Source organism: Saccharopolyspora erythraea NRRL 2338 (assembly GCF_000062885.1).
Lineage (GTDB): Bacteria > Actinomycetota > Actinomycetes > Mycobacteriales > Pseudonocardiaceae > Saccharopolyspora_D > Saccharopolyspora_D erythraea.
Map to the genome: position 1 here is coordinate 6,965,737 of NC_009142.1, position 16,985 is coordinate 6,982,721.

Annotated in this window: 16 protein-coding genes; 10 read left to right on the forward strand and 6 right to left on the reverse strand. The window is 72.2% G+C overall.

Going from position 1 to position 16,985, the window contains the following annotated elements; genetic code table 11:
- The first annotated feature begins 139 nt into the window (after positions 1-139).
- Positions 140-793, forward strand: coding sequence for a CPBP family intramembrane glutamic endopeptidase (locus SACE_RS29835; protein WP_009944338.1), 654 nt, complete (start codon positions 140-142; stop codon positions 791-793).
- A gap of 28 nt (positions 794-821) precedes the next feature.
- On the opposite strand, the gene glgP is transcribed toward SACE_RS29835, so the two are convergent.
- Positions 822-3,377, reverse strand: coding sequence for an alpha-glucan family phosphorylase (glgP, locus tag SACE_RS29840; RefSeq protein ID WP_021341671.1), 2,556 nt, complete (start codon positions 3,375-3,377; stop codon positions 822-824).
- 84 nt (positions 3,378-3,461) lie between these two features.
- On the opposite strand from glgP, the gene SACE_RS29845 reads away from it, so the two are divergent.
- Both SACE_RS29845 and SACE_RS29850 read left to right on the forward strand, forming a co-directional pair.
- Positions 3,462-4,721: a neutral zinc metallopeptidase gene (locus SACE_RS29845; RefSeq protein WP_009944335.1), complete on the forward strand. Its 1,260-nt coding sequence runs from the start codon at positions 3,462-3,464 to the stop codon at positions 4,719-4,721.
- A gap of 199 nt (positions 4,722-4,920) precedes the next feature.
- Positions 4,921-6,330, forward strand: a complete 1,410-nt coding sequence (locus tag SACE_RS29850) for a neutral zinc metallopeptidase (protein ID WP_231849839.1) — start codon at positions 4,921-4,923, stop codon at positions 6,328-6,330.
- 103 nt (positions 6,331-6,433) lie between these two features.
- Here the strand turns inward: SACE_RS29850 and SACE_RS29855 are convergent, their stop codons facing one another.
- Positions 6,434-7,357: a tetratricopeptide repeat protein gene (locus tag SACE_RS29855; protein WP_009944333.1), complete on the reverse strand. Its 924-nt coding sequence runs from the start codon at positions 7,355-7,357 to the stop codon at positions 6,434-6,436.
- Positions 7,358-7,769: 412 nt separating this feature from the next.
- Here SACE_RS29855 and SACE_RS29860 point away from each other — a divergent pair, with 412 nt between their 5' ends.
- Positions 7,770-7,973: a hypothetical protein gene (locus SACE_RS29860; RefSeq protein WP_009944332.1), complete on the forward strand. Its 204-nt coding sequence runs from the start codon at positions 7,770-7,772 to the stop codon at positions 7,971-7,973.
- A gap of 68 nt (positions 7,974-8,041) precedes the next feature.
- On the opposite strand, the gene SACE_RS29865 is transcribed toward SACE_RS29860, so the two are convergent.
- The gene (locus SACE_RS29865) at positions 8,042-8,338 is read right to left on the reverse strand and encodes an MTH1187 family thiamine-binding protein (RefSeq protein WP_009944331.1); all 297 of its coding nucleotides are present in this window, start codon (positions 8,336-8,338) and stop codon (positions 8,042-8,044) included.
- 130 nt (positions 8,339-8,468) lie between these two features.
- On the opposite strand from SACE_RS29865, the gene SACE_RS29870 reads away from it, so the two are divergent.
- On the forward strand, positions 8,469-8,969 hold the full coding sequence (locus SACE_RS29870) for a MarR family winged helix-turn-helix transcriptional regulator (protein WP_009944330.1): 501 nt from the start codon (positions 8,469-8,471) through the stop codon (positions 8,967-8,969).
- Between the two features lie 274 nt (positions 8,970-9,243).
- Positions 9,244-10,425 carry a hypothetical protein gene (locus SACE_RS29875; RefSeq protein ID WP_009944329.1) on the forward strand — a complete coding sequence of 394 codons (1,182 nt, stop codon included), beginning with the start codon at positions 9,244-9,246 and terminating at the stop codon, positions 10,423-10,425.
- A gap of 61 nt (positions 10,426-10,486) precedes the next feature.
- Here the strand turns inward: SACE_RS29875 and SACE_RS29880 are convergent, their stop codons facing one another.
- From SACE_RS29880 to SACE_RS29890, 3 genes are read right to left on the reverse strand one after another with little or no spacing between them, the layout of a single operon-like run.
- Positions 10,487-10,846, reverse strand: a complete 360-nt coding sequence (locus SACE_RS29880) for a DUF3817 domain-containing protein (protein WP_231849841.1) — start codon at positions 10,844-10,846, stop codon at positions 10,487-10,489.
- 55 nt (positions 10,847-10,901) lie between these two features.
- Entirely contained in the window at positions 10,902-11,225 is a 324-nt protein-coding gene (gene cutA / locus SACE_RS29885; protein ID WP_009944327.1) for a divalent-cation tolerance protein CutA, read from the reverse strand.
- Positions 11,226-11,259: 34 nt separating this feature from the next.
- Positions 11,260-12,648 carry a glycoside hydrolase family 47 protein gene (locus SACE_RS29890; protein ID WP_009944326.1) on the reverse strand — a complete coding sequence of 463 codons (1,389 nt, stop codon included), beginning with the start codon at positions 12,646-12,648 and terminating at the stop codon, positions 11,260-11,262.
- Positions 12,649-13,098: 450 nt separating this feature from the next.
- Here SACE_RS29890 and SACE_RS29895 point away from each other — a divergent pair, with 450 nt between their 5' ends.
- From SACE_RS29895 to SACE_RS29910, 4 genes are all read left to right on the forward strand, one after another.
- The gene (locus SACE_RS29895) at positions 13,099-14,073 is read left to right on the forward strand and encodes a LacI family DNA-binding transcriptional regulator (RefSeq protein WP_011874986.1); all 975 of its coding nucleotides are present in this window, start codon (positions 13,099-13,101) and stop codon (positions 14,071-14,073) included.
- Complete coding sequence (locus tag SACE_RS29900) at positions 14,070-15,113, forward strand: class I mannose-6-phosphate isomerase (protein ID WP_011874987.1); 1,044 nt, start codon at positions 14,070-14,072, stop codon at positions 15,111-15,113. The genes SACE_RS29895 and SACE_RS29900 overlap by 4 nt, the downstream gene beginning before the upstream one ends.
- A gap of 61 nt (positions 15,114-15,174) precedes the next feature.
- Positions 15,175-15,939: an ATP-binding cassette domain-containing protein gene (locus SACE_RS29905; RefSeq protein WP_009944323.1), complete on the forward strand. Its 765-nt coding sequence runs from the start codon at positions 15,175-15,177 to the stop codon at positions 15,937-15,939.
- Positions 15,939-16,979, forward strand: coding sequence for an ABC transporter permease (locus SACE_RS29910; protein ID WP_009944322.1), 1,041 nt, complete (start codon positions 15,939-15,941; stop codon positions 16,977-16,979). Before SACE_RS29905 ends, SACE_RS29910 begins: the two co-directional genes overlap by 1 nt.
- The last annotated feature ends 6 nt before the right edge of the window (positions 16,980-16,985 follow it).

Consider the following 16,985-nt stretch of genomic DNA (forward strand, 5'->3'; position numbering starts at 1 on the left):
AGAAAGCCGCGAAACACCAGCCGCAAACGGCGCAATGCCGCCCGGGAACCGCGAAGCCACGACGCGACAGCCCGCCCCACCCCGGACACCGCCCTATCCACAGGCTCTGGTCCTGATCAGCGCGGCTGTCGCGTTCGCCGTGTCGCTGCGACTCGCCGGCGGCGGCGAGCCGGCGCACACGATCCTCAAGCTGGCCCTGCTCCTCGGCGTCCCGGCCACGATGTTCTGGCTCCTGCGCAGGCACCACCGCCTGCGCCGCAGCCACGACGGGCTACACCCCTCGCGCGAGGGGCTGCGCCGCAGACACGACGCCCCGCAGCCCGACCACCGCAAGAGCGAGCCCAGGACCTCCACCGAACCCCGGCACCGCTTCGGCCCGTTGATCCCCGTCGCCGCCTGGTTCGCGATCAGCTCCGTCGGCCCGTTCGCCACGCCGCCCAGCGACTACGGGCGCACGGTCGACCCCGTCACGCTGCTGGTCACCATCGCCGTCGTGTTCGCTGTGAACGCCGTCCTCGAAGAGGTCTTCTACCGGCGCTGGCTGCAGTCCTCCTGCGAGGCACTCCTGGGCCGGTGGCCCGCGATCGTGCTCGCGTCACTGCTCTGGGCTTCGTGGCACATCGGCATCCAGGGCACCGGCCCCCTGCCGGACGACCTCGCCTCGGTGCTGGTCAACCAGGGCGTCCAAGGCCTCTTCCTCGGCTACCTCTACAGCAAGCACCGCCGGATGTGGCCGATCCTCACCGTCCACGGCCTGACCAACTCCGCCCCGATCCTGCTGGGCCTGCTCTGAAAGCCCAGAAGGATCCGAGAGCCGCCCCTCACGCCCCCGCGAGCACGACCTTGCCGAGCTCAGCCGGGCCCGACAGCAGCGGGTGCTTCGGGAGCACCCGCACGGTGTAGCCCGCCGGCCCTGCGTGCGGCAGGGTCACCGTCGCCGAGTAGTGCCCCTCCGCCGTCGGCTCCATCGGCTCGGTGACGAAGTCGTGCAGCTCGTCGGAGTCGTCGACCCTGCCGACCACGACCTCGACGTTGACGTCCGACGGGTCCAGGCCCGCGAGGTCGACCTGCGCCCGCACGACCACCTGACCGCCCAGCAGCGGCGTGCCGCCGTCCTCGACGGCCATCTCGGTGTCGTGGATGCGCACCCAGGTCCACGCCGCGGAGAGCCGGCTGCGGTAGTCGGCGATCTCCTTCGCCCCGCGGTAGCCCTGCACCGCGACCGCGGCGGCCGAGCGCGCGGCGGGCGCGTAGTGGTGGTCGACGTACTCCCGCACCATCCGCGACGACTGCACGCGCGGCCCGAGCGTGGCGAGGGTGTGGCGCACCATCGACATCCACTTGCCCGGCACGCCGTCGGTGTTGCGCTCGTAGAAGGCCGGTGCGACCTGGGTGGAGATCAGTTCGTAGAGCGCCGCGGCCTCAAGGTCGTCACGGCGGTTCGGGTCGGTGACGCCGTCGGCGTCGGGGATCGCCCACCCGTTGTGGCCGTCGAACATCTCGTCCCACCAGCCGTCGCGCACCGAGAGGTTCAGGCCGCCGTTGAGCGCGGCCTTCATACCCGACGTTCCGCACGCCTCCAGCGGGCGCACCGGGTTGTTCAGCCAGACGTCGCAGCCGGACACCAGGTACCGGGCGAGCGCCATGTCGTAGTCGGGCAGGAACACGATGCGGTGGCGGACGTCGGCCTGGTCGGCGAACTGGACGATCTTCTGGATCATCACCTTGCCGCCCTCGTCGGCGGGGTGCGACTTGCCCGCCACGACCACCTGCACCGGGCGCTCGGGGTCGAGCAGCAGCTCCCGGAGCAGCTCGGTGTCGCGCAGCATCAGCGTCAGCCGCTTGTAGGTCGGGACCCGGCGGGCGAAGCCGATCGTCAGCACGTCGGGGTCGAAGACCGAGTCGCACCAGCCCAGCTCGAGATCGGAGGCACCGCGCTGCCGCCATGCGTGGCGGAGCCTGCGGCGGACCTCGTCGACCAGCCGCTGGCGCAGCGAGCAGCGCAGCTCCCACAGCAGCGAGTCGCTGACCGGTTCCATGCCGCGCAGCCCGGCCCCGCTGTCCATTTCGGACTCACCGAGCAGCTTGCCCAGCTCGCGCGCCGACCAGGTCGGTCCGTGCACGCCGTTGGTGACCGACCCGATCGGGACCTCCTCGGTCCCGAACCCCGGCCACAGGCCGCGGAACATCTTGCGGCTCACCCCGCCGTGCAGCTGGGAGACGCCGTTGGCGCGCTGGGCGAGCCGCAGGCCCATGTGGGCCATGTTGAACATGCCCGGGTTCTCCTCGGCGCCCAGCGCCAGAACGCGTTCCGTGGGCACCCCCGGCACCAGCGCCTGCGGCGATCCGTCGCCGAAGTAGTGGCGCACGAGGTCGACCGGGAAGCGGTCGATCCCGGCCGGGACCGGGGTGTGGGTGGTGAACACCGTGCCCGCCCGGACGGCGACGACGGCCTCGTCGAACTGCAGGCCGTGGTCGTCCTGGAGCTCGCGCACGCGTTCCAGGCCGAGGAACCCGGCGTGTCCCTCGTTGGTGTGAAAGACCGCGGGCTGCGGGTGGCCGGACAGCTCGCAGTAGGCACGCACGGCGCGCATGCCGCCGACCCCGGCCAGGATCTCCTGGCGGATGCGGTGGTCTGCGTCGCCGCCGTAGAGGCGGTCGGTGGTGCCGCGCAGGTCGTCGTCGTTCTCCGGCAGGTCGGTGTCGAGCAGCAGCAGCGGCACCCGTCCGACCTGGGCCTTCCAGATCCGCGCGCGCAGCGTGCGGCCCTCGGGCATCGCGACCCGCACAAGCACCGGCGAGCCCGCACGGTCGTTCACCGTCTCCAGCGGCAGCGCGCGAGGGTCCAGAACCGGGTAGTGCTCCACCTGCCATCCTTCGCTGGACAGCGCCTGGCGGAAGTAGCCCGACCGGTAGAGCAGCCCGACGCCGACCAACGGCACCCCGAGGTCCGATGCGGACTTGAGGTGGTCGCCCGCCAGCACGCCCAGCCCGCCCGAGTAGTTCGGCAGCGCCTCGGCGACGCCGAACTCCATGGAGAAGTAGGCGACCGAGTCCGGCAGCAGCCCGCCCTCGTCCTGGCGCTGCTGGTACCAGCGCGGGACGGTGAGGTAGCGGCGCAGGTCGTCGTCGACGGCGCGGGTGCGGGCCAGGAAGTCCTCGTCGCGGGCGAGCCTGCTGAGCCGCCCCGCGGGCACCTCCGCCAGCAGCCGCAGCGGGTCGCCGCCCACCGCCGACCACACCTCCGGGTCGACCGACGCGAACAGGTCCTGCGTCGGCGGATGCCACGTCCAGCGGAGGTTGGTGGCCAGGGTGCCCAGCGCGGACAGCGCCTCCGGGAGGTGGGCGCGGACGGTGAAGCGGTGGACGGCTCGCATGGGAGCGGACCATATCTCGACACCCGCGCGGCCGTGCGGTGATGCCGCCGCCGTCACATCGCACCGCGATGCGAAGCTGGTGCCGTGGGTGCACGGCGGTTCTTGGCGGCGCTGATCGCGCCGGTGGCTGCGCTGGGCGCGTGTGCGACGCCTCCCGCGCAGGCTCCGAGCGTGGCGGTCCGGGCCGTCGATCCGTCCTTCGTGCACGGAACCGACGGCGGCGAGACCGACCGGCTCGCGGCCACCGTCGTCACCGACGTGCAGGAGTACTGGAAGGCGCAGTACCCGGCGACCTTCGGCGGGCCGTGGCGGCCGGTCGACGGCGGCTTCTTCTCGGTCGACACCGCGAACACGAGCGCCGCCGCGCCGCCGTGCTCGGGCGATGCCGCCGACGTCGAGGGCAACGCCTACTACTGCGCGACCGTCGACGCCGTCGCCTGGGACCGCACCGCGCTGCTGCCGGTGCTGCGCGAGCACTACGGGGAGGCCGCCGTCGTGGTCGTGCTCGCCCACGAGCTCGGCCACGCCGTGCAGCAGCGCTCCGGCGCGGGCACCGACGACCCGCGGCGCACCGAGGCGATGGCCGACTGCTACGCCGGTTCGTTCGTCCGGTGGGCGGCCGACGGGCGCGCCCCGCACCTGCGCGTGCGGCCGGACCAGCTCGACGGCGCGATGCGCGCGCTCACCGTCTTCCGCGACCCGGTCGGCGGCGGGCAGGCCGCCGACCCGCACGGAAGCGCCTTCGACCGGGTCGCCGCGTTCCAGGACGGCTACCGCGGAGGTCCCGGGCGCTGCGCGCAGCCGAGCCCCGCGCTGCCCGCGAAGGCGCCGGAGGAACCGAACCGGCCGGTGCCCGAGGTGCTGGCCGCGCCGGACGTCCGCGACTACTTCACCGGGCTGGTGAGCCGCCGCGGCGCGCGGTGGTCGGCTCCCCCGGTCGTCGACGACCCGGGCTCGCGATGCGGGGAGACGGCCGTGGAGTACTGCACCGACCCCGCGCGGGTGGCCGTCGACGAACCCGCGCTGGCCGCGCTCGACCACGACATCGGTGACCAGGCGATCACCACGCTCGTCGCGTCCCGGTACGCCGTCGCCGCGCTCGACGCCCTGGGCCTGCCCGCGCACGGCGTGGAAGGCGGGCGCCGCGTCTCCTGCCTGGCGGGCGCCTACACCGGCCGGGCCGCGCTGTCCCCCGGCGACCTCGACGAGGCGGTCGAGGTGCTGCTCGCGGGCAACGGCGTCTCGCGCGACGTCGACGGCGTCAACGCGCTCACCGGCTTCGACCGGTTCCTCTCCTTCCGCGGAGGCGCGCTCGGCGGTCCGGGCGCCTGCGGTCTGCGCTGACACCCGTCGCGGGCGGTACGCCCGATGCGGTCGATCCCGCCTGGCGCCGGGGACCCACCAGATAGGCTGCTGCGGGCGCAGGCGGGCGCGGTACCCGGCGTCGCCCGACGGGACTTTTCGGCAGGGATGGGAAACGTCAGTGGAAGCGGTATCGGCACGCAACCGGAGACGCCGGCGCATCATCGGCACGACGACCGCGGTGATCACGTGCGCCGCGCTGGTCGCCGGATGCTCGCAGGCGGTCAGCGGCACCCCGACCACTCCCGGCGGGTTCGCCACCGACACGGTGGCCGGACTGCCCGCCGCCAACGGACCCAGCGGCCCGAAGGCGGGCGCGCCGGAGTCGAGCCTGCCGGTCGAGGGCACCGACAACGGCGAGATGGACAAGCTCGCCCGCAACGCCGTCGCCGACGTCGACGAGTTCTGGGCCGAGGAGTTCCCGAAGGCCTTCGGCGGCAAGAAGTTCGACCCCGTCAAGCGACTGGTCTCCTACGACTCGGAGGGGCCCGGCGCCACCGTGTGCGGTGAGAACACCGCCGGTCTGGTCAACGCCTTCTACTGCCCCACCGACGACCTGATCGCGTGGGACCGCGCCGGGCTGCTTCCGCAGCTCGAAAGCAGCTTCGGCTCGATGTCGGTGGTCGCGGTCATCGCGCACGAGATGGGCCACGCCATCCAGCACCGGGCGGGCATCGTCTCGGCGAACGACCCGACGATCGTGCTGGAGCAGCAGGCGGACTGCTTCACCGGCGCGTTCTTCCGGCACGTCGCCGAGGACGAGTCCCAGTACTTCGAGGTCTCCACCGGTGAGGGCCTCAACCAGGTGATGGGCGTGCTCAGCTCGATCCGCGACCCGATCGGCAGCGACTTCAAGGACACCAGCGCGCACGGCAGCTCGTTCGACCGGGTCACCGCCTTCCAGTACGGCTTCTCCGACGGCGCGAAGCGCTGCGCCGACATGGACGCCGCCGACGTCAAGCAGCGGACCACCCAGTTCGAGTTCTGGAAGCAGGGCCAGGAGTCCGACCTGCCCATCTCGCAGGAGAACATCGACGTCGTCGAGAAGAGCCTGCAGGAGGTCTTCAAGGACACCGGCGCCGAGCCGCCGTCGATCACCACGAGCCAGACCGCGTGCAGCGGTGTCGAGGCGACGACCCCCGCGGCCTACTGCCCGGACACCAACACGGTGTCGCTGAACCTGGAGGAACTGCGCAAGATCGGCACGCCGCCGGCGCAGGACGAGGCCGCCACCGGTTACGGCGACTTCGCCGCCTACGCCCAGGTCGCGTCCAGGTACGCGCTGTCGGTGCAGAAGGCCGCCGGGCTCTCGCTCGACGACGAGGCCGCGGGCCTGCGCACCGCCTGCCTGGTCGGGTCGTGGAGCGGGTTGCTGATCGAGGACCCGATCGGCCAGCGCAACCCGGTCGGCAAGCTGCGGGTCGCCCCCGGCGACATCGACGAGGGCGTGGCCGCGCTGCTCGGCGAGGACAGCCTGATCGCGGCGAACGTCAACGGCGAGCAGGTGCCCGCGGGCTTCGCCCGGGTGGAGGCGTTCCGGGTCGGCTTCCAGGAGGGCTTCGCCCCCTGCAGCGCCAAGTACGGCGGCTGAGCACCTCCGAACGCGAAAGGTCCCTCCCCACTGCGGGGAGGGACCTTTTTTCGTACCTGTGGGTCTTCCGGGTTGCCGTGGCATCCCGGAAGACCCCACGGGGTCAGAACAGGGCGCTGGCCAGTGCGCGGCGGGCGGCGGTCACGCGCTCGTCGCCGTCGGGGAACAGCTCGAACATCTCCACCAGGTGCTGGCGGACGCGGTTGCGGTCGTCGCCCGAGGTGCGCTTGACGGTGCGCACCAGCCGGTCGAAGGCCTCCTCGACCCGCTGGGCCGCGACCTCGGCGTCGGCGGCGGCCAACTGGGCGTCGAGGTCGTCCGGCGCGGCGTCGGCGCGCTCGACCGCCGACGGGTCGGCGCTCTCGGCGCGGGCGCTGAAGCGCACCTGCGCCAGCGCGGCCTTGGCCTGCTCGTTGGCCGGCTCGGATTCGAGGATCTGCTGGTAGGCCGACTCGGCCGCCGCGTAGTCGCCGCGCTCGAGCGCCTCCTCGGCCGCGGTGAACCGGGGGTCCTCCTGCTCGGCCGGGGCGGCACCGCCCGCGGCGGCCTCGGCCTCCCGGATACCGGGGAGCTGGTCGCGCATGGCGTCCAGCAGCGAGTTGATCCACTGCCGGATCTGCGGCTCCGGCTGCGCCCCCGCGAAGGCCTCGACCGGCTGGCCACCCGCGATGGCGATCACCATCGGCACCGACTGCACCTGGAACAGCTGCGCGATCCGGGGGTTGGCGTCGACGTCGATCTTGGCCAGCACCCAGCTGCCGCCCGCCTCGGCCGCCAGCCGCTCCAGCATCGGGGAGAGCTGCTTGCACGGCCCGCACCAGGTGGCCCACAGGTCCACCACGACGGGCACCTGCATGGAGCGCTCGACGACCTCGGCCTGGAAGGTCGCCTCGGTCACGTCGATGACCGAACCGCCCGCCGGGGGCGCCGCGCCCGCCTCGCCTTTGGCGGCGGGCTGCTGGTCACCGGCGCGTGCGGTGGCGTCGGCCCTGCTCTTGAGGGCCGACAGGTCGACTGCACCCGCCATCGCGGCGGACATTGCTGCGTTCTGGCGTGGATCGGGCCTCGTCACACCTCCATCCTGACACGACACGCCGGGCGGGCGGTGCCTGGGCGCCCCATGTCCGGCCTGCACGGTTGCGCACTGGGCAGCGACGACACGCCGAGGCGACTCGGAGATCAAGTCGAAGCAGTGAACAAATGTCACTCGTCCAGGTGATATCGGAAGAAAGTCCTCAGGTCGCGGCGGATTGGTCGCCGAAGCAGTCACCGGGCTCGCGAACGAGCGTGTTCGCCCGCGAGCCGTGCGTGATCACACGCGGGCCGTGCGGGGGACTCCAGCGCGGGATTTCCCTGCCCGAAGTTCAACGAGAGGTACGAAGACAGTGCGTATTGGAACCCGTGTCGCCGCAGCCGCCGGCGTCGCAGCCGTGGGCGTTATGACCCTCGGCGCCCCCGCCTTCGCCGACAGCGTCGACAACAACGGCGTCAACGTCGTGAACGACAACAACATCAGCGCCGTGCCGGTCCAGGCCTGCGGCAACGACATCGGCGCCATCGTCGGCGTCATCCTCAAGCTCGGGTCGGAGCAGACCACCAGCTGCGTCAACGCCCCGATCGTCGACCACGCGCAGCAGCGCTGACGTCCCGACGGCAGCACCACCGAAGGGCGGCGCCGGCCCAGGCCGGTGCCGCCCTTCGGCGTCCGCGCTCAGTCCTGCTCGAGGTGCTCGTTGACCCGCTCGACCTTCTGCCGCAGCTGGTCGGTGTAGCCGGGGCGGATGTCGGCCTTGATCACCAGGCTGGTGCGCGGCGAACGCGAGGACACCGCCTCGGTGGCCCGCTTGACGACGTCCATCACCTCGTCCCACTCGCCCTCGATGGTGGTGAACATCGCGGTCGTCTCATATGGCAGACCCGAGTCGCGCACCACCCGGACCGCCGCGGCGACCGCCTCGCTGACGCCGTCACCCGAGTTCGCCGGAGCCACGCTGAATGCCAGCAGCACGTCTGTTCCTCCTCCACCTCTGGTTCTTCGCACGATCCGCACCGTGCAGCGCCGATCGTGGCCGGTTTTCTTCCCGCGGCCAGACCACACTTCCCGACGGGGCCGCCGCGCGCTGCTAGCGTCGAGCAACATGAGCACTCGTAGTCCGCTGCCCTTCGACCCCATCGCCCGCGCGGCGGAGCTCTGGGCCGAGCGGGTCGGCCCGTCCACGACGATGGCCGCCGTCACCAGCGTGATGCGAGTCCAGCAGATCCTGCAGTCCGCGGTGGACACCGCGCTGCGCCCGCACAACCTGACCTTCGCCCGCTACGAGGCGCTGGTGCTGCTGAGCTTCTCTCGCCGGGGCAGCCTGCCGATGCGGGTGATGGGCGACCGCCTCCAGCTGCACCCGACCAGCGTCACCAACATCGTCGACCGGCTGGAGCAGGACGACCTGGTCCGGCGGGTGCCGCATCCGACCGACCGCCGCACGACCCTGGTGGAGATCACCGACGAGGGGCGCGACCTGGTCAAGCGGGCCACCGAGTCGGTGACCGAGATCGACTTCGGCCTGCGCGGGGTCACCGAGCGCCAGACCCAGCAGCTCACCGAGCTGCTCGGCAGGGTCCGGCACGCCGCGGGCGACTTCTGAGTCCGGCGCGGGTGGGTCGCGAACCGGCGTGGGCGGCCACAAGCCCAAGCGCGAATGAATCTTGAGCCCGACGCGGGTGACCACGCGCCGAAGCGCGGATGAATCCTGAACGGGCGGCTTCCGTCCCCTTGCTGCCGTCGCGCCCGAATTGGCGTTCGCTTTCGCAAACACCTCGCCGTCCGGTGGAACCCCGGTTGATCTTGCGTGCATCCCAGCCCGCACAACACGCCGTAGTACCCGGCGTCCGGACACCACTGGAGGGACGACGAGCCACATGCGATTGCGAACCGCACTGATCGCCGCCGGAGTGGCGGTCGCGACGGCGGCGGTGACCACGCCCGCCGGCCAGGCCGCCGCCCCCGACTCGCTGGAGGCGATCTCCGCCGAGCCGTTCGCGCTCAACGACCAGCACGACACCTACGCCGACCGCGTGCGCGCGCTCGACGAGAAGCTGCCCAACGCCAAGGTCGGCGACGTCCTCGCCGACACCAACCGCACCGGCGGGCAGGGCTGCTCCTACCCGGGTTCCTCCGAAGCCGAGGGCTTCTGCTGGGGCCAGGGCGACGACTCCACCGAGGCCTGGATCCCGCAGGGTCTGACCGCATCGTGGGACGCCGACCCCAGCGGGAAGGTCGACGGGCACCGCGCGCTGGTCACGAGCTGGTACGAGAAGGGCGGCGCCGACCGCGGCGTACGGGTCACCTTCGCCAACCACGACGACCCGAAGAAGCCGAAGTACCGGCACGCGATCCTGGTCGCGCCGACGGCCGACGGCGGCATCGCGCCGGTGAAGACGCACGCCGGGGGCATCGCCTGGGTCGGCGACAACCTCTACGTGGCCGACACGTGGGGCGGGCTGCGGGTGTTCGACCTGCGCCACATCTGGAAGGGCGCGGCCGACCCGACGCACGAGGCGTTCAAGGTCGACGGCGACAAGGTGCTGGCCGCCGACTACCGGTACGTGATCCCGCAGGTGGGCCGGTACTGCGTGCCGTCGCCCTCCGACGCCTCGAAGTGCAACGGCGACGGCGGCTCCCCGAGCAAGGACGTGCTGCGCACCTCGTTCATCGGCGTCGACCGCCAGTCGGGCAGGCTGGTGACCGGCGAGTTCCACGACCAGGACACCGGCAAGCGGCTGGTCCGCTGGCCGCTGGCCGCCGACGGCTCGCTGAAGGCCGACGGCGGCAAGGTCAAGGCCGCCGAGGCCTACCGGGTGCCGCACGCCCGGATGCAGGGCGGCGTGTCGGTCGGCGACACCTTCTACACCACCAGCAGCGAGAACGGTGCCCCCGGCGCGTGGCACCGGATGCGGGCCGGCGAGAAGCCGGCGACGGAGGGCCTGGGCATCCAGGGGCCGGAGGACATGACCTACGACCCCGCGTCGAAGCGGGTCTGGACGCTGAGCGAGCACGCGAACAAGCGCGCCGTGTTCCCGATCCCGGGCGCGGGCGGCTGACGCACCGCACCGACGTCGAAGGGCCTGTCCACCCGTGGACAGGCCCTTCGCACTGCACGCGTCAGTTCAGGGTTCGCAGGGCGTAGCCGACACGGCCCCAGAACGTCGGCTCCTGCGACTCGCGCCGCTCCAGCAGACCGCGCCGCCGGGCCCAGCGCTCGAACCACACCGACGCCAGCGGCGGCACCGACGCGACCAGCGCGAGCACCAGCACCCGGAACCTCCACCGCAGCGGGCTGAACACGACCAGGCAGGTCACCACGTAGGCGGTGAACACCACGCCGTGCACCCAGCCCGCGACGGTGACGCCGAGCGGCTGCCCGAGGCCGTACTTCGCGGCCATCGCCAGCAGCAGCGCCGCCCAGGACACCGCCTCCGCGACCGCGACCAACCGGAACCAACCGCCATGCGAACTCGGCACGCTGCACCTGCTTTCGAGAAGGATTCCCCCTTCCGAGTGTGCCGGGTGCCGCCGCTCACACCGCCGGGCGGGTCTCCTGGTCGACCCACGCCAGGTAGTCGGCGTTGCCCGTGATAATCGGGGTGGCGATGATCTCCGGCACGTCGTAGGAGTGCCGGGCCTTGATGTGCTCGACCAGCGCCTCCATCCGGGTGGCCGAGGTCTTGATCTGCAACTGCCATTCGGGGTCGTCCTGGGCGGCGCCCTCCCACACGTAGAAGCTGCGGATCGGCACCACCTGGACGCACGCGCCGAGGTGGGCCTCGACCACCCCGCGCGCCAGTTCCGCGGCGGCCTGCTCGGAATCGACGGTTGTCACGACCTGCACGTGGTCAGCCATGCCTCCCAGCGTATGCGCGAGCCGGGATGCGGGGTCAGGACCGCCGGGCGCCCCGCAGCAGGTTGGCCTCGGTGGACAGGTAGAGCTCGCGGTAGTCCGCGCGCGGGGTGCCCGAGAAGAGCAGCCAGTAGTACTTCATCTGCTCCGACCACCAGTAGCCCGGACAGGTGTCCTCCTGCGCGGGCGGTTTCGCGGTGACGTCGGTCAGGCTCGCGAAGCCGTGCCGGGTCTTCGAGCTCGCCACCATGTTGCGGAAGTGGGTGTGCGCGCGTTCGCGGAAGATCTCGTCGCCGGTGGCCAGCCAGAGCGCAAGCGCCGAGTCCGCGAACTCCGGCCGGAGCGCGTTGCTTGGGTCCGGCGCGGACATCGTGCGGTAGTCCAGCGTCGAGGGCAGCACGCCGAACCGGTCCTGGGCCGCGTTCCACCCGTCGTGGTAGGCGCGGCCCTGCTCCACGCGCCCGGACTCGCCGAGCAGCCCGGCGTAGAAGGACGCCAGCACGCTCTGCCCGCGGTCGGCGACCGCGCCCGTGTGCGCGTCGACCTGCGGGAACCACAGGTGCCCGTCGTGCTCCTCGGCCTGGTGGGCGAGGATCGCGTCGGTCAGGGTGTCGTACCATTGCCGCATCTCCTCGTCGCCGAAGAGCGCGTAGCCGTCCCACAGGTACTCGTAGTAGGAGTCGCCGGGCGGGCCGACTGTGGCGATCCGGTTGCGCCACCGCCCGGTTTCGGCGTCGATGTCGTGCGGCAGGAGGCCGAGCGGAGTCCGCTTGTCGTGGACGACCCGCATCGCCTCCTTCGCGACGTCGAAGTAGCGGCGGTCGCCGGTCCACTCGGACAGCACGCCGAACTCCGCGACGTAGGTGCCCACCTCGACGATGTTGGTGTCCGGGCGGCTGACCGCGCCGGTCGCGAGGTTGACGTAGCGGTACGGCAGCCCGGTCGGCGACTCGGTGAAGGCGGGCATGAGCCGGTCGGCGACGTCGACGGCGAGCTCCAGCAGCCGCCGGTCGCCGGTGCAGTGGTAGGCCGCGGCCAGGCCGCCGACCATCCGGATGTTGGTCTCGAAGACCTGGAACGGCGCGTCGATGTCGAAGTCGAGGTTGCCGGTGATCCAGTCGACGGCCTGGCCGACCTCCTCGTCGGCCTCCATCAGCCACAGCGTGTCCACCGCCTCGACGGCGCTGAGGCCGACGGAGTGGCCCGGCACGAAGAAGTCCTCTCGGCCACCGGAGATCGGCTTGATGTGGTCGGCGCCCAGCGCGTGCTCCACGTACTGCCGCCACGCCCACAGGAACTCGCGGCGGACGTCCTCGGCGACCGGCTTCCAGTTCCGGCCGTCCCCTTCCGCCGCGGCGGAGGCGACCGGCGCTCCGGCGGCCAGGGCACCGCCCGCGACGGCCGCGCCGCCGAGCAGTCGCAGCACGCTTCTCCTCGGCAGTACCGAACTCCTGGGCAGTACCGGGTCCATCGCCGTCTCCCGTCGTGTCCGACGACGTCGTCGAGCCGACTCACCGTCGCGGGCCGGTGCCGCCAGGTCAACGGAGATCGCAGTTCCTGTCCGGTTTCGACACCGCGCATAGCCCGATCAGCGGCGCCAGGAGCGCCCGGAGGCGGTCTTGACCGTTCTCCATCCCGCGTTGGACAACCTTGTCAGAACTTGTCGGATCGCCGGTTGCCGCCAGCACCGCGGAGGAGCCTCTGGGCAACTCGCACGTCCAGTGCGAAGTCCACACGATTACGCCGTTCATCAGCACAAACATGCTCCGGGAGGCGGCTTGACCAGTCGTCGGCATTGACAGCGCGCGACGGGTGATGTGGAATGCCGCCCACCATGACAACGTTGTCCGAACCCGGGAACGTCCGGCGCGCCACGATGAACGACGTGGCGCGTCTGGCAGGCGTGAGCATCAAGACCGTCTCCCGCGTCGTCAACGACGAGAGCGGCGTGCACCCGGCGACCGCCGAGCGCGTGCTGACCGCCATCGAGCAGCTCGGCTTCCGCCGCAACCTCAGCGCCCGGCACCTGCGCCGCGGCACCGAGACCGGCACCATCGGGCTGGTCCTGGAGGACGTAGCCAACCCCTTCTACTCGGTGCTCACCCGGGCGGCGGAGGAAGTCGCCAGGGCCCACGGCAGGCAGGTGCTCACCGGATCGTCCGACGAGGACCCGGCCCGCGAACGCGAGCTGGTGCTGGAGTTCTGCGCGCGCCGGGTGGACGGGCTGCTGGTCGTTCCCGCCGGGCACCAGCAGGGCTACATCGCCCACGAGATCAACGCGGGCACGCCGGTGGTCTTCCTGGACCGCCCGGCTGGCAACGTCGAGGCCGACACCGTGCTGGTCGACAACGTCGGCGGCACCGCGCTGGCGGCCCGGCACCTGGCCGCGCACGGGCACCGCTCGATCGCCTTCCTCGGCGACGCGCCCGAGATCCACACCGCCGCCGAGCGGCTGCGCGGCTTCCGCGAGGGCTGCGCGCAGGCGGGCGTGGCCTTCGACCCCGCGCTGGTGCGGATGGGCCCGCACACCACCGAGACGGTCCGCGCCGCGCTCGAACTCATGCTCCCGCGCGCGACCGCCCTGGTGACCGGCAACAACCGGATCACCGTCGAGGCGTTGCGCGTGCTGGCAGGCCGGGCCGACCGGCCTGCGCTGGTCGGGTTCGACGACTTCGAACTCGCCGACCTGCTCGACCCGCCGATCACGGTGATCACCCACGACACCCGGGAGCTGGGGCGGTCGGCGGCCGAGCTGTTGTTCGCGCGGCTCGGCGGTGACACCGCGCCGCCGCGCCGCCACGTCCTGCCCACGCGGCTGCTGCCCCGAGGTTCCGGAGAGGTAACACCTTGACTTCTGCCCACACTGACCAGCACCCGGTGGTGCTCCCGGCCAACCAGCCGGAGCAGTTCTACCGGGGCGGCGCGTCCATCGCGGCCCTGCGCGGTGCCGGCGACGACCGCGACTTCGGCCCCGAGGACTGGGTGGCCTCGACCACCACGCGGTTCGGGCAGCCCGAGGCCGGGTTGTCGCGGCTGCCCGACGGCAGGCTGCTGCGCGACGCCGTCGCGGCGGCGCCCGAGTCGTGGCTGGGCGCCGACCACGTCGGCGACTTCGGCGACAGCACCGCCCTGCTGGTCAAGCTGCTCGACGCCGGGCAGCGGCTGCCCGTGCACTGCCACCCCTCCGACGGCTTCGCCCGGCAGCACCTGGGATCGCGCTTCGGCAAGACCGAAGCGTGGATCGTGGTCGGCACCACCGGGCCGAACCCCGTGGTGTACCTGGGTTTCCGGGAGGACGTCGCGCCGGAGACCGTCGCGCACTGGGTCGCCACCCAGGACTCGTCGGCGATGCTGGGCTCCCTCAACGAGATCCCGGTGAAGCCCGGCGACACCGTGCACGTGCCCGCGGGCACCCCGCACGCGATCGGCGCCGGGGTCTTCATCGTCGAGCTCCAGCAGCCGACCGACTTCTCGATCACGCTGGAGTGGCAGGGTTTCCTCGCCGACGCCGAGGGCGCGTTCCTCGGCATGGACCACGAGACCGCCCTGCGGACGGTGAACCGCGCGGGGTTCGGCGACGCGACCCTCGCCTCGCTCATCAAGCACACCGCGGGTCAGGACGACCCGCGCGTGCCCCTGCTCGCCGAGGACGCGGCCGAGTTCTTCCTCGCCGACCGGCTGCACCCGCGCGGCGGTCTCGAGCTCGACCCGTCCTTCGGCGTGCTGATCGTTCTCGACGGTGCGGGAACGCTGCGCGCCGGAAGCGGTTCGGCGACCGAGCTCCGGCGCGGCCACACCGTCGTCGTGCCGCACTCGGCGGGAACCGCGGTGCTCGAAGGCGAGCTCACCGCCGTGCACTGCCGCCCACCCGCTCCGCGCGGAACGCGCTGACCCGTGCGCTCCCCGGGCGGTGCGCGTCCGGGGAGCACGCGGCCGCTTCGAGGAGGAACCCATGAGCCAACCGCTGCTGGAGGCGCGCGAGCTCGTCAAGCACTACGGGAGCGTGGAGGCGCTGCGCGGCGCCTCCTTCTCGGCCCACCCCGGCGAGGTCGTCGCGCTCATCGGCGACAACGGGGCGGGCAAGTCCACACTGGTCAAATGCCTCTCCGGGGTCGAGCAGCCGGACTCGGGATCCATCGAGGTGGCCGGGAAACCGGTGACGCTGGACTCGCCCGGCGCCGCCCGCTCCCACGGCATCGAGACCGCCTACCAGGACCTCGCGGTGGCACCGGACCTCGACCCGGCCGCGAACCTGTTCCTGGGGCGCGAGATCCGCCGCGGTGGTCTGCTGGGCAAGCTCGGCATGCTCGACAAGCCGGCGATGCGCACCCGCGCCGCCGAGCAGTTCGAGAAGTTCGGCGTGACGTTGCAGAACCTCGACGTGCCGATCGGCTCGCTGTCCGGCGGCCAGCGCCAGAGCGTCGCGGTCGCGCGCTCGGTGGCGTGGGCCGACAAGCTGGTGTTCATGGACGAGCCGACCGCCGCGCTCGGCGTGGTGCAGCGGGAGCGGGTCCTCGACGTCATCCGCCGCGTCCGCGACTCGGGCATCGCGGTGGTGCTGATCAGCCACAACATGCCGGAGGTGCTCTCGGTCGCCGACCGGGTGGAGGTGCTGCGGCTGGGCAGGCGGGTGGCGCGGCTGCGCGCCGCCGACGCGACCCTGGAAGACCTCGTCGGCGCCATGACCGGTGCCCTGTCCACGGAGGACGAGAGCTGATGAGCGCCACCCAGAAGACTCCGGTGCAGGCGACCCCCGACGACGCGCAGAAGGGCCTGGCGGCCCGGCTCTCCGGCTCCAACACGCTGTGGACCGGTCTGGTGCTCGTCGCGCTGTGCCTGCTGTTCAGCGCGCTGCGGCCGGACGCCTTCCCCACCCTGTTCAACATCCAGACCCTGCTGGTGCAGGCCGCACCGCTGCTCATGCTCGCGGTCGGGATGACCTTCGTGATCATCACCTCCGGCATCGACCTGTCGGTCGGCTCGGTCCTGGTCTTCGCCGGCGTCGTCTCGGCGCAGACCATGGAGGCGCTCTCCGGCGGCGACGCGACCCACGCCGGCTGGGGCGTCATCGCGGCCGGGCTCGTGGTCGCGCTGGCAGGCGGCGCGGTGTGGGGCGTGCTCAACGGGCTGCTGGTCGCGGTGGCCCGGGTGCCCGCGCTCATCGTCACGCTCGGCTCGTTCGGCGCCGCTCTCGGCGCGGCGCAGCTGCTGACCAACGGCATCGACGTCCGGACAGTGCCGACCGCGCTGCGCCAGACCCTCGGCACCGGCACCTCCTTCGGCGTGGTGCCGAACCTCGTCATCCTCGCGGCGGTGGTCACGTTGCTCGGGGCGTGGCTGCTGCACACCACGGTCTTCGGCCGCTACACCTACGCGATCGGCTCCAACGCCGAGGCGGCCCGGCGCTCCGGCATCAGGGTCACCCGCCACCTGGTCGCGGTCTACGCGCTGACCGGGGTGCTGTCGGGCCTGGCCGGGTTCATGTCGCTGGCCTACTTCGGCACCACCACGATCAGCGGGCACAGCAACGACAACCTGAACGCCATCGCCGCGGTGGTGCTCGGCGGCACCAGCCTCTTCGGCGGTGTCGGCACCGTGCTGGGCAGCGTGATCGGCGTGTTCATCCCGGCGGTGCTGGACACCGGCTTCGTGATGGCGGGCGTGCGCCCCTTCTGGCAGCCCATCGCGGTCGGCGCGGTGCTGGTCGCGGCGGTGTGGATGGACCAGCGGCGGAGGCGGGCGCGCAACAGCCGCTGACGCCTG

Excerpts from the sequence above, each read along its gene's own strand:
- glgP (WP_021341671.1), bottom strand. The coding sequence starts at position 3,377 with ATGCGAGCCGTCCACCGCTTCACCGTCCGCGCCCACCTCCCGGAGGCG.
- SACE_RS29855 (WP_009944333.1), bottom strand. The coding sequence starts at position 7,357 with ATGGCGGGTGCAGTCGACCTGTCGGCCCTCAAGAGCAGGGCCGACGCC.
- SACE_RS29860 (WP_009944332.1), top strand. The coding sequence starts at position 7,770 with ATGACCCTCGGCGCCCCCGCCTTCGCCGACAGCGTCGACAACAACGGC.
- SACE_RS29870 (WP_009944330.1), top strand. The coding sequence starts at position 8,469 with ATGAGCACTCGTAGTCCGCTGCCCTTCGACCCCATCGCCCGCGCGGCG.
- SACE_RS29875 (WP_009944329.1), top strand. The coding sequence starts at position 9,244 with ATGCGATTGCGAACCGCACTGATCGCCGCCGGAGTGGCGGTCGCGACG.
- cutA (WP_009944327.1), bottom strand. The coding sequence starts at position 11,225 with ATGGCTGACCACGTGCAGGTCGTGACAACCGTCGATTCCGAGCAGGCC.
- SACE_RS29895 (WP_011874986.1), top strand. The coding sequence starts at position 13,099 with ATGAACGACGTGGCGCGTCTGGCAGGCGTGAGCATCAAGACCGTCTCC.
- SACE_RS29905 (WP_009944323.1), top strand. The coding sequence starts at position 15,175 with ATGAGCCAACCGCTGCTGGAGGCGCGCGAGCTCGTCAAGCACTACGGG.
- SACE_RS29910 (WP_009944322.1), top strand. The coding sequence starts at position 15,939 with ATGAGCGCCACCCAGAAGACTCCGGTGCAGGCGACCCCCGACGACGCG.